This is a genomic window from Micromonospora sp. DSM 43699, from assembly GCF_055517075.1.
In genome coordinates, this window is record NZ_JBTMMT010000031.1 from 1 (window position 1) to 12138 (window position 12138).

The 12138-nt window shown below is 74.0% G+C and carries 7 protein-coding genes; 2 read left to right on the forward strand and 5 right to left on the reverse strand.

Annotated features, from left to right (window positions below; genetic code table 11):
* The first annotated feature begins 233 nt into the window (after nt 1-233).
* Nucleotides 234-827: a nucleotidyltransferase family protein gene (locus AC0AIB_RS16900; protein WP_328348736.1), complete on the forward strand. Its 594-nt coding sequence runs from the start codon at nt 234-236 to the stop codon at nt 825-827.
* 42 nt (nt 828-869) lie between these two features.
* On the opposite strand, the gene AC0AIB_RS16905 is transcribed toward AC0AIB_RS16900, so the two are convergent.
* From AC0AIB_RS16905 to AC0AIB_RS16925, 5 genes are all read right to left on the reverse strand, one after another.
* Nucleotides 870-1679 carry a metal-dependent hydrolase gene (locus AC0AIB_RS16905; protein WP_328345145.1) on the reverse strand — a complete coding sequence of 270 codons (810 nt, stop codon included), beginning with the start codon at nt 1677-1679 and terminating at the stop codon, nt 870-872.
* Nucleotides 1680-1781: 102 nt separating this feature from the next.
* Nucleotides 1782-3449, reverse strand: coding sequence for a serine/threonine-protein kinase (locus AC0AIB_RS16910; RefSeq protein ID WP_465097047.1), 1668 nt, complete (start codon nt 3447-3449; stop codon nt 1782-1784).
* Between the two features lie 203 nt (nt 3450-3652).
* A complete protein-coding gene (locus tag AC0AIB_RS16915) occupies nt 3653-5827 on the reverse strand; it encodes a serine/threonine-protein kinase (protein WP_465097027.1) in 2175 nt (724 codons plus the stop codon).
* A 79-nt stretch (nt 5828-5906) separates the two neighbouring features.
* Entirely contained in the window at nt 5907-7238 is a 1332-nt protein-coding gene (locus AC0AIB_RS16920) for a glycosyltransferase family 4 protein (protein WP_465097028.1), read from the reverse strand.
* 142 nt (nt 7239-7380) lie between these two features.
* On the reverse strand, nt 7381-9321 hold the full coding sequence (locus AC0AIB_RS16925; protein ID WP_328345153.1) for an amylo-alpha-1,6-glucosidase: 1941 nt from the start codon (nt 9319-9321) through the stop codon (nt 7381-7383).
* 45 nt (nt 9322-9366) lie between these two features.
* Here AC0AIB_RS16925 and AC0AIB_RS16930 point away from each other — a divergent pair, with 45 nt between their 5' ends.
* A complete protein-coding gene (locus AC0AIB_RS16930; protein WP_465097029.1) occupies nt 9367-12105 on the forward strand; it encodes an MGH1-like glycoside hydrolase domain-containing protein in 2739 nt (912 codons plus the stop codon).
* Nucleotides 12106-12138 lie beyond the last annotated feature (33 nt).

The following is a 12138-nucleotide window of genomic DNA, read 5'->3' on the forward strand; positions in this document are numbered from 1 at the left end:
CACCCACCCACCCCCCTCGCCCCGGTCCCACCTCGCCCCCCGGTGATCAAGAGGTTTGCGTCATGGGGAGGCGCGAACCTGACGCAAACTTCTTGATCACCGGGGAAAGTGCGGGTTGATCACGGGGGGAGTGCGGCAGGGGCGGGTGGGGTGAAGCTATATGCGTCAAATATCCGTTTCGGGCCGACACTCATCTCTCGGGGGCTCGTTGCATTGGTGTGCGTATCGCAGGAATGATCATCGCGGCGGGCGGGGGACGCCGGCTGGGCGGCCCCGAGGCGTTGCTGCGCCAAGGGGACCGGCCGCTTGTCAGCCGGATGGTCGAGACGATGACCGAGGCCGGTTGCGGGCAGTTGGTGGTCGTGCTGGGGGCGGCGGCCGACGAGGTCCGCGCGGCGGCCGACCTGAGCCCCGCCACGGTGGTGGTCAACCGGGCCTGGGGGACCGGGGTCGGCTCGTCGATCCGGGCCGGACTGGCCGCGTTGGCCGACGAACGGGTCGAGGCGGTGGTGGTGGTGCCGGTCGACATGCCCGGTCTCACCCCGGCGGCGGTCCGGCGGGTGGCCGCCCTGCCGTACCCGGACGTGCTGGCCTGCGCCACCTACGACGGGTTGCGCGGCTACCCGATGCTCTTCGGCCGTCGGCACTGGGCCGGCATCGCGACTCTGGCCAGCGCCGACGTCGGGGCCCGGCCGTACCTGCTGGCCCACAAGGACCAGATCGTCGACATCGCCTGCGACTCGGTCGCCGACGGCAACCGGGTGGACAGCCCGGAGCTGATGGCGCTCTACGGCCTCACCGTGCCACCCCAGCGGGTCGGCGTCTGAGGGGCACACCCGGCCCACCGACCGCCGGCCCACCGACCACCGTCAGACCTCGATGTTGAACCGGTGCAGCACCGAGGGCGCCACCAGCCCGACCGTCGCGAGCACCGAGAGCACCGTCAACGCGGTACGCAACACCACCACCTCGGCCTTGCTGCCGGTACGCAGCGCGATGCTGTTCGGCAGCCCGATCATCGTCCACATCCGACGCTTGATCGGAATCGGCCAGAGGATCGGCACCCCGGCCTTGGTGATCATGTCACCGAGGATGTGCACGAAGCAGCCCACCCCGACCGCCAACCCGATCATCGGATAACCACGGTCGCCGGGCAGGTTGGCGAAGGTGAACCAGGCGGCGGCGGCCGAGACGAGCGTGACGATCACCCAGCCGGCCCGCTCGGCCCACTTGTCGAAGAGGCCGCGTAGCGCCAGCCCGATCATGAAGAACAGGATGCCCACCACCGCCCACTTGCCGTACGCGGTGCAGAGCGCGGTGGTGCCCCAGCCGACCAGCACGGTGAACGGGATGGTGTGGGTCAGCGTACGGTGGCCGTTGTTGCGGCGCGGGTCCCGGCTGAGCTTGGTGGCGTAGTAGACCCCGAGCGAGATCTTCTCCATCACCTCGGCGACGAAGAGCGAGAAGACGCCGAAGGTACGGGCCACCGTCGCGCCGCCCTGGTTGCGGGTGACCTTGCCGGAGAGGTCGAGGTCGGGAAAGAGCGCGCCACCGGCGCAGACCGCCGTGCCGACGGCCAACGCGAGCGGAGACTGGTGGTAGTCGGCGAACTGGTCCAGCGCCCACGACCCGGTCAGCCACACCGCCGCGCCCGACAGCGCGTGGGACGGTCCCATCATGTCGCCTCGCCCCTCCCCGGTTTCTTGATCGACAACGCTACGCCACTGTGCCAGAACCGTCGCCGACGGGGCAATCACCCGGACGGTCCACAGGGGAGGGTGTCAGACGGCGGGGCGGAAACTCTGCCGGATCATCAGGAAGTATGTCGCGTTGACCTGCCAGTCGAACTGGTCTGTCAGCCATGAGACGGTGTAGGCCCGCTGCGGGGTGACCCGTACCAGCAACCGGGCGGTGTGCAGCCGGGTGCCGGCCGCGCCGGTCCACTCGCACTCCCACAGCGCGCCGCCGCGGAACATGTCCAACGCGGAGATCTCCACCCGGCGGTAACCGGCGAGCCGTCCGTCGTCGGTGAGCCGGCGCTCCTCGGCCCGCCAGTGGGCGACCGGCTCGGCCGGCGCGTCACCCGGGGCGACGCTCAACACCCGGGGGCCGTCCGGCTCACGCAGGCAGGTCACCGTGCCCTCGGTGTAGCGCAGCCAACCGGCCGGCGCGGCGATCCGGAATCCGGCCGGGTCCTCGTACCAGGTCCAGCCGGGGACCAGGCCGAACCGCTCGGCCGACGGCGGCGGCGCGGACCGGACCGGGGTGGCGTCCGCCGGTGCGGGCGCGGCACACGGGAAGGCCGCCGGCCGGGCCACCGGGTCGCCGGCACCGCCACCCGGCGAGGACGGCGCGGCGCCGCCGTTGTGCAGGGCGAACGTCGTCCCGGTCCCGGCCAGCAGCGTGCCCGCCACGGCCACCGCGACCAGGACGGTGCGGCGACGACGACGGCGGAGCACTCCGACCGGCAGCGACGGGGTGTCCCCGGTGGACGCGCCCTCCGTCGGCCCGCCCCACCCCGCGCCGGCCGGCCCGGAGGCCGGGTCGGCCGCCGGGACAGCGGCGGCGGGGCCGCCCGATGACAGCGTCCGGCCGCGCCGCTCCGCTGCGGGGCCACCCGATCGCGGTGCCGGGTCGCCCCGCTCCGCTGCCGGGTCGGCCGACCGAGGTGCCGGGTCGCCCGGCGGTCGGGACGTCGCGGCGAGCGCCGCCCGCAGCAGCGGCTCCGCCTCGGCGGCGGTGAGCCGTCGGTCGGGGTCGCGGCACAGCAGACCGTCCAGCACCGGACGCAGCGGGCCGGCCCGGCGCACCGGGTCGGGCGGCTCGGTGGCCAGGGCGCTCAGCGTCGCCATCGCGCTCGACCGGGCGTACGGCGACTGCCCCTCCACCGCCGCGTAGAGCGTGGCCCCCAGCGACCACAGGTCGGTACGCGGGTCGGACACCCCGTCGCGGGCCCGCTCGGGGGCGACGAACTGCGGCGAGCCGAGCACCATGCCCGGACCGGTCATCGCCCCGTCACCGCCGTCGAAGGTGGCCAGCCCGAAGTCGGTGAGCACCACCCGCCCGTCGTCGGCGACGAGCACGTTGTGCGGCTTCACGTCCCGGTGCAGCACCCCGGCGGCGTGCGCGGCGCGCAGGGCGGCCAACACCGCCAGACCGATGCCGGCCACCCGGTGCGGGTCCAGCGGGCCGTCGTCGCCCAGCAGTTGCTGCACCGACCGGGACGCGACGTACTCCATCACGATCCAGGGGCTGTCCCCGTCGTGCACCACGTCGTAGATGCGTACCACGTTGGGGTGGTTGAGCCGGGCCGCGGTACGCGCCTCACGCAGCGTCCGCAGCCGGAGTTCGGCCCGCTCGGACTCGGCGAGCCAGTGGGGTGGGACGACCTCCTTGACGGCGACGTCCCGGTGCAACATCTCGTCGCGGGCCAACCAGACCCGACCCATCCCGCCGGTGCCGACCAGGTCGAGCAGCCGGTAACGCCCGGCGACCAGCAGCTGCTGCACGACGTTCCCCCTCGGATCCCCCGGTACCAGGGTAGCCACCTAGCTGCGGTTTCTCGACCGCAGCTAGGTGGGAGGGCAGTGGTCGGGCGGTCGGGCGCGGTGGTGGTGGGTCCTACGGGGCGGGCGGCCGTCGGGGGCCTGGGTCAGGTGGGCGAGGTGACCTCGGTCGACCGGCCCCGGAAGCTCTCCCGGACCACCACCAATTCGTCGGCCGAGTCGTCCCAGTCCTCGTCCGCAGCGGACCAACTCAGCAGGTATCTGGCCAGGTCACGACCGGGGATCAGCCGGACCGCGTGCTCCCGGCCGCCGAACGGGGTGTCCCACCGGCACTCCCACTGGGCACCGTCGCCGTCGAACGCCGCCAGCTTGATCTTGTCGTACCCGGGCAGGGCGCCGAAGTCGAGCTGCGTGCGCTCCTCGGCCCGCAACCGGTCCAGCGCGCCGCCACCGCCGGCCCGTGGTTCCACACTGAGCGTCCGGCGGCTGCCCGGGTCGCGGAAGCAGGCCACCTGCCCCTCCTGGGTACGCAGCCAGCCGACCGGGACGGCGATCCGGTAGCCGGCACCGTCGTACCAGGTCCAGCCGGAGGGGGGCCGGAACCCGTCGTCCACGGTCGCCGGTCGGCCGGTGACCTTCGTGCCGACCGGGTCGGGGCGCAGACACGGCAGGGGTGGCGGGGCGACGTCCGGTCCGCCGGGCGGCGGCGGTCCCGTCCGGCCCGGTCCGGGGCCCGGTGGGCCGTACGGGCGGGTCGAGGGTGTGACGCTGGTCGAGCCGTCGGTGGCGGCCGGCGCGGCCCGGTGGTCGTCGTCGCTGATCGCGAAGGTGGTGCCGATCCCGACTGTCGCCCCCACCGCCAACGTCACCCCGGCCAGCAGCCATCCCCGGGCGCCCCTGGTCAGCCGGGTGACCAGCCCGGCCACCCGGCCCGTCCCGGTCGCCCGTCGGGAACCCGCGCCCGCGCCGGCCCGCCCCGGGCCGCGTCCTGCCGGCCCGCCCATCCCCGGCCCGCCCATCCCCGGGCCGCCCAGGCCCGAACCGGGTCCGCCAGGGCTGCCCGCGCCGGGGACGCGTCCTGCCGGGTCGACCAGCGCCGGGGCACGGCCTCCCGGGTCGCCGGGCCCCGGGGCAGGTCCGCCCGGCCCCGCAGCGGCGGTGCCGGAGGCGACCACCGCGGGGCTGCCCGGTGCCGCGTCGACCGTCCCGGCACGGCCGGGGTCCGAGCTCGCCGGCTCCGGTCCGTCGGCACCGGCCGACGCCGGGGGAGGGGACGTGGCGGGCTGCTGCGTCGCGTCGCCGGACACCCGGCGGCCGGGCGGTCCCCAGACCCGCTCGGCGTCGATCTCCGCGCGGCTCCTCGGCGGCCGTTCCGTCGGCCGTTCCGTCGGCCGGCCCGTCGGCCGCTCCGCCGGCTCACCGTCCGGCCCCGGCCAGTGCGGCGGCGGGGCGACGCCCGCCGGACGGGCGACCGGCAGCACCACCGTGGGGGGTTCCGAGCGGGGCACCGGTCGGGTCACCATCTCCAGCCGGCGGCTCGCCTCGTCGTGACCGATCCGCTGCCGGGGGTCGCGCAGCAGCAGCCCCTCCAGCACCGGACGCAGCGGCCCGGCATGCGGTGCCGGATCCGGCGGCGAGGTGGCCAGGGCGGCCAGGGTGGCCATCGCGGTGCTCCGGGCGTACGGCGAGCGGCCCTCCACGGCGGCGTGCAGGGTGGCCCCGAGCGACCACAGGTCCGCCTCCACGCTGGACACCCCCTCGGCGGCGCGTTCCGGGGCGACGAACTGCGGTGAGCCGAGCACCATGCCGGGGCGGGTCATCAGCCCGTCACCGCCGTCGAAGGTGGCCAGCCCGAAGTCGGTGAGCATCACCCGTCCGTCGTCGGCGACCAGGACGTTCTGCGGCTTGACGTCGCGGTGCAGCACCCCGGCGGAGTGCGCGGCGCGCAGCGCGGCCAGCAGCGCCATCCCGATGTCGGCGGCGCGGACCGGATCGACCGGGCCGGCGGTGTCCAGCACCGTCTGCAGGGACTGCGACGGGACGTACTCCATCACGATCCACGGTCGTTCCTCGATCTGCACCACGTCGTAGACCCGGACCACGTTGGGGTGGTTGAGCCGGGCCGCGGTGCGCGCCTCGCGCAGCGTCCGCAGCCGCAGCTCGTCGCGTTCGTCGTCGGCCAGCCAGGCAGGGGGCACCACCTCCTTGACCGCCACCTCGCGGTGCAACACCTCGTCGCGGGCCAGCCAGACCCGGCCCATGCCACCCCGGCCCACCAAGTCCAACAGGCGGTACCGACCGGCGATCACTACCTGCTGCACCGTTCTCCTCACCATCGGCCGAGGTACACCGTAGCCAATGGATCGGGACGGACCTATCGGTTGTCGGGTGCCGATCCACTCAACATGCGGCGCCGTCCAGTGCCAGCAGGTTGCCGTCCGGGATGGTGATCCGCTGTCGACCGCCGGCCAGCAGCGTCGCCGCCCGACGGGCCTGGAAGCCGCCGTGTTCGCGGCGGGCGGCGGCATAGCTGCCGGCGGTACGCGCGGCGATGGCCGCCCAGCCGTACCGTTCGCCGACCATGGTGCGGGCCCGGCGGGCCACCCGGCGGGCGAAGACCTCGTCGCCGACCAGTCGGCCGACCGCACCGGCGAGCGCGTCCGGGTCGCTGTGCGGGAAGGTCACCCCGGTGACGCCCGGCTCGACGATCTCGGCCAGCCCGCCGGTGTCCGCCACGGCCAGTGGCGCACCGGCCGCCGCCGCCTCCAGGGCGATCATGCCGAACGGTTCGTAGAGGCTCGGCACGACTGTCGCGTCGGTGGCGGCGAGCATCGCCGGGAGCTGCCCGGAGTCCAGGAAACCGGCGAACCGGACGCTGTCGGTGACGTGCAGCCGCTGCACCCGGTCGACGAGTTCGTCCTTGTACGGGCCGTCGCCGGCGATCACCACCCGCAGCCCCGGGTGCCGGTCACGCAGGTACGGCACGGCGTCCACCAGGTGCTGGACGCCCTTCTCGTAGACCAGCCGCCCGGCGTAACCGACAAGCGGACCGTCCCCGGCGAACCGGGCCCGGGCCGAGGCGACCGCCCGCGGACGGGCCCGCCAGGCCCGCTCGTCCACCCCGTTGGGCACCACGTCGACCCGACCGGCCGGTACGTCGAACAGCCGGCTCACCTGGGCGGCCATGTAACCGGAGCAGGCGATCACCCGGGCCGAGGCGTTGCTGATCCAGTGTTCGACACCGTGGATGGTGCGGTTGAGCTCCCCGGGCAGCCAACCCTGGTGCCGACCGGCCTCGGTGGCGTGGATGGTGGTGACCAGCGGCAGGTCCAGGTGCTCGGCCAGGGTCACGGCGGTGTGCCCGACCAGCCAGTCGTGCGCGTGGATCACGTCGTAGTCGGCGGTGTCGGCGGCCCGCAGGGCGGTCCGGGTCAGGGTGTGGTTGAACGCCATCGTCCAGGCCAGCAGGGAGCCGGTGGCCAGCGGGAAGGCCACCGGGTCCTCGGGGACGCGCAGGATGCGGACCCCCTCGGCGTACTCCTCCAGCGGTGACCCGTCGGCGTGCCGGGTGACCACGGTGACCTCGTGCCCGGCGGCGGCCAGGGCCGTCGCCAGGGCGTGCACGTGCCGGCCGAGGCCACCGACGAGCACCGGCGGGTACTCCCAGGAGAGCATCAGCACCCGCTGGTGCCGGGCGGGGTGGATGTCGATCACGTCGGCGTCAGGTGACATGCGGCCCCCTTCGGGTGTGTCCTGGGCACGCGCCGGTGGGACACCATGAGGGTGTCTTCGCTGCGGCCCGGGGTCGGTACCCATCCTGCCCAGCCGTGGATAACCAGCGGAGACGTCACCGTTGCCGGTGTGTAACGGCTGCCTAGCCGGCCCGCCTGACCCGCAGCAACTCGGCCACCGACCAGGCCTGGAACGGGCAGCCGGTGGCGGCGTGCGGGGCACTGCCGTCGGCCGTCTCGCTCACCGACCCCAGGCCGTACTCGCCCAGGTGGCCGACGAGCCCGGCCAGCAGGTCGTCGGTGGGCAGTCCGGCCTTCCGGTATGCCTCGACGAACGGGCCGACCAGCCACGGCCAGACCGTCCCCTGGTGGTAGGCGCCGTCCCGGTCCGCCGGGCCGCCCCGGTGCCGGGGTGCGAACTCCGGCGCGTCGGGGGCGAGACTGCGCGGGCCCAGCGGGGTGAACAGCCCGGCGGCCACCCGGCGCAGCGCCACCGGGTCCGGCTCCAGCGGGGCGTACGGCAGCGACCAGGCGAGCAGTTGGTTGGGGCGGAGCAGGTCGTCGTCGTGGTGCGCCGCCCCACCCAGCGGGTACGCCGGGGCGGGCGCGTCCACCACGTCGTGCAGCCAGCCAGCCGGGGTGGGGAAGCGCTTGCCGAACGCGTCCCGGGCCCGGTGGTGCAGCCGCCACAGCTCGGCCGGGTCCTGACCGGCCAGCTCGGTCAGCTCGGCCAACCCGGCCAACCCGTTGATCCACAACGCGTTGACCTCGACCGGCTTGCCGGTACGCGGGGTCACCGGCACCCCGTACACGCGGGCGTCCATCCAGGTCAGCGCGGTGCCCGGGGTGCCGCCCTGGGTGATCAGCCCGTCGGCCGGGTCGACCGCGATGCCGTACCGGGTGCCGGCCAGGTGCGCCTGCACCACCCCGTGCAGCGCCGGCAGCAGCTCGTCACCCAGGTCGGTGTCGCCGGTGACGGTGACGTGTCGGCTCACCGCGTGCAGGAACCACAGCGTCGCGTCGACCGTGTTGTACTCCACCCGACCGGTGTCTGCGGTGTTCGCCAGCATCCCCTCCGACAGCGTCGCCGCGTACGACCGCAGCAGCTCCCGCCCCTCGTCGGCCCGCCCGGTGCACAGGAACAACCCCTCGTAGGAGGTCATGGTGTCCCGCGACCAGGCCCCGAACCACGGATAGCCGGCGACCACGTCCGGCCCGGTGGCGGTGCGCACCACGAACGCGTCGGCGGCCAGCGCCAGGGTCGCGTCCACCGCGTCGGCCGGCTTCGCCGCCGTCACCACCGCCCGGTGCCGTCGCCGGGCCGCCGCCACCACCTGCGTCGCCGGCGGTGGCTCCTCGGCCAGGTCACCGGCCCAGGCCAGCACGGAGACGGTGTCCCCGGGGCGGTCCAGCGCGCCGGAGAACCGCCCCGCGCACCAGAGGTCCTCGTCGGGGTGCAGCCCCCGGGCGGCCTCCTCGCGGTGATGCACGCCCAGCCACCACTGCCCGGCGGGCGTCCAGTCCGGGCCGGCCAGGCGGTACGCGCCCTCGACGACCGCGCCGCCGTCGGCCGGCTCCACCCGGGGCGTCGGGCCGTCGGCCCGCCGCTCGCCGTGCGCGTCGCGCCAGGTGCAGGCGGCCGACAGGTCCAGCCGGACCGGGCCGCCGGCCACCAGCCGGTGCACCACCGCCACGGCGGGCCGGCCGTACGTCATGGCCAGTTCCCGCTCGATGACCACGTCGCCGATCCGCCACCGCCAGCGGGGCAGCCCGTCGACCAGGTCGAAGCGTTCCAGGAACTCGAAGCCGCGCGGGTCGACCACGCCCGAGGACCACTCGTGCGCGCCGAGCCGGATCCGGGCCCCGGACGGCAGGACCACCGCCGGGTCCAGGCTGACCAGTCCCACCCGGCGGGCCGCCGGAGTCTCCCCGGCCACCACCAGCAGACCGTGGTAACGGCGGGTCCGCAACCCGCTCACGGTGCCCATGGCGTACCCGCCGAGACCGTCGGTGACCAGCCATTCCCGGGTCGTCCCAGCGGCCAGTTCGCCGCAGACCCCCGGGCCGAAACCGAACTCGATCAACTTCTTTCCTCCTGTGGCGGCGAGGTGTAACACGCCACGACGACAATGGCCGCTGTGGTCAAGTACCCCGGCGGCGTCGAAAATGTGCAGGTGTTCACCGACAGATCGCCCTCCGATGCCCCGTCCCCCGACGCCGAGCGGCTCCGGCTCGCCCAGGCAGAGGCCGGGGAGCAGGACTGGCGCGCATGGGGTCCCTATCTGTCCGAGCGGGCGTGGGGGACGGTACGGGAGGACTACAGCGAGCACGGCACGGCGTGGGACTACTTCCCCCACGACCATGCGCGGTCCAGAGCCTACCGGTGGAACGAGGACGGCATGGCGGGCGTCTGCGACGACCGGCAGACGTTCTGCTTCGCGCTGGCGCTGTGGAACGGGGTGGATCCGATCCTCAAGGAGCGGATGTTCGGCCTCGGCGGTGACGGCGGCAACCACGGCGAGGACGCCAAGGACTACTGGTGGTACCTCGACAGCACGCCCACCCACTCCTGGATGCGCTGGCGTTACCACTACCCGCAGGCCGCCTTCCCGTACGACGAACTGGTCGCCGTGAACGCCCTGCGTGGCCGGGACGAGAACGAGTACGAACTGGTCGACACCGGCATCTTCGACGACGACAGGTACTGGGCGGTCACCGTCGACTACGCCAAGGCGTCCCCGACCGACCTGTGCATCCTGGTCACCGTCGCCAACCGGGCCGACGAGGCGGCCACCCTGCACGTGCTGCCCACGCTGTGGTTCCGCAACACCTGGGCCTGGGGTCCGCCCGGCGCGGACCGGGTGCCCCGGCTGGTCGGCGAGGGCGGCCGGCTGGTCGGCGAGCACTGGGTGCTGGGGCAGATCCTGCTGGAGGGCGACGGCGAGCCGGTCCCGCTGCTCTGCGACAACGACACCAACGCCGAGCGGCTGTGGGGGCTGGCCGGCCGCTCGCCGTACCCGAAGGACGGGATCAACGACCACGTGGTGGCCGGCGCGGCCACCGTCAACCCGGACCGGGAGGGGACCAAGGGCGCCCTGCACTACGTGCTCGAGGTGCCGGCCGGCGGGCAGCGGCAGATCCGGCTGCGGCTGACCCGGACCGCCCCGCCGCCCGTGGCGGCCCCGCCGCCCCCGGCGGAGCTGGGTTCGGGCTTCGACGCGGTGGTGTGGGCCCGCCGGGCCGAGGCGAACCGCTTCTTCGCCGGGGTGATCCCGGCGGCGGCCAGCGCCGACGAGGCGCTGGTGGCCCGGCAGGCCATCGCCGGGCTGATGTGGGGCAAGCAGTTCTACCACTTCGACGTCAAGCGGTGGCTGGAGGGCGACCCGGGCTCGACGCCGCCGGCCGGTCGCCGGCACGGGCGCAACAGCGCCTGGTGGCACATGACCAGCTTCGACGTCATCTCCATGCCGGACCCGTGGGAATATCCCTGGTACGCCGCCTGGGACCTGGCCTTCCACTGCGTCACCATCGCCCGGGTCGACCCGGGCTTCGCCAAGGCGCAGGTGCTGCTCCTGCTCCGTGAGTGGTACCTGCACCCCAACGGCCAGATCCCGGCGTACGAGTGGGCGTTCGGCGACGTGAACCCGCCGGTGCACGCCTGGGCGGCGCTGAAGGTGTTCGAGATCGACGGCGGGCGCGACCACGAGTTCCTGGCCCGGGTGATGCACAAGCTGCTGCTGAACTTCACCTGGTGGGTCAACCGCAAGGACACCGGCGGCAACAACCTGTTCGAGGGCGGCTTCCTCGGGCTGGACAACGTCGGCCCGTTCGACCGCTCGGCCGCGCTGCCGGTCGCCGGGGTGCTGGAGCAGTCCGACGGCACCGGCTGGATGGCGATGTACGCCCTCAACCTGCTCGACATGGCGATCGTGCTTGCCGAACACGACCGGGCGTACGTGGACACCGCAACGAAGTTCTTCGAGCACTTCGCGTACATCGCCGCGGCCGGCTACTCGCAGGGCCTGTGGGACGCCGAGGACGCGTTCTTCTACGACGTGCTGCGGCTCGCCGACGGCAGTCAGGTGCCGCTGAAGGTCCGCTCGGTGGTCGGCCTGCTGCCGTTGGCGGCCACCACCCGGCTCAGCGGCCGGACCCTGCAACGCCTGCCCGAGCTGGGTGCCCGGCTGCGCTGGTTCCTCACCCAACGCCCCGAGTACGCCGACGTGATCGGGGCCCGTCGGCTCGGCCCGGACGGCCGTCAGCAGCGGCTGCTGTCCATGGTCGGCCCGGAGCAGGTGGTCCGGCTGCTGGCCCGGATGCTCGACCCCGACGAGTTCCTCTCCGACTACGGCCTGCGGACGCTCAGCCGGGCGCACCTGGACAAGCCGTTCGCGGTCGACCTCGGCGGGCAGGAGTTCTGCGTCGGCTACGAGCCGGCCGAGTCGACCAGCGGGTTGTTCGGCGGCAACTCCAACTGGCGCGGCCCGATCTGGATGCCGACGAACTTCCTGCTGATCAGCGCGCTGCGCGACTACGCCGCGTTCTTCGGCGACGACCTCCAGGTGGAGTACCCGACCCGGTCGGGGCACAAGTGCACCCTGGACGAGATCGCCGACGACCTCTCCGCCCGGTTGATCTCCCTGTTCACCCGGGACGGCTGGGGCCGCCGGCCGATCTACGGCGCGTGTCAGCTGTTCCAGACCCATCCCGACTGGCGGGACCTGATCGCCTTCCCCGAGTACTTCCACGGTGACAACGGCGCCGGGCTCGGGGCCTGGCACCAGACCGGATGGACCGCCCTGGTCGTCGACCTCATCCTGACCCTGCGCCGGGACAACCCGGATGTGCCGGGCGGGGCGGACCACTAGCGTGTCCGGGACGCCGCCGGCCGGGCGGGGCGA

What these genes read in the sequence shown, in the direction of transcription:
- AC0AIB_RS16900 (WP_328348736.1), top strand. Translation starts at nt 234, where the DNA reads ATGATCATCGCGGCGGGCGGGGGACGCCGGCTGGGCGGCCCCGAGGCG.
- AC0AIB_RS16910 (WP_465097047.1), bottom strand. Translation starts at nt 3,449, where the DNA reads ATGGGTCGGGTCTGGTTGGCCCGCGACGAGATGTTGCACCGGGACGTC.
- AC0AIB_RS16905 (WP_328345145.1), bottom strand. Translation starts at nt 1,679, where the DNA reads ATGATGGGACCGTCCCACGCGCTGTCGGGCGCGGCGGTGTGGCTGACC.
- AC0AIB_RS16930 (WP_465097029.1), top strand. Translation starts at nt 9,367, where the DNA reads ATGGCCGCTGTGGTCAAGTACCCCGGCGGCGTCGAAAATGTGCAGGTG.
- AC0AIB_RS16920 (WP_465097028.1), bottom strand. Translation starts at nt 7,238, where the DNA reads ATGTCACCTGACGCCGACGTGATCGACATCCACCCCGCCCGGCACCAG.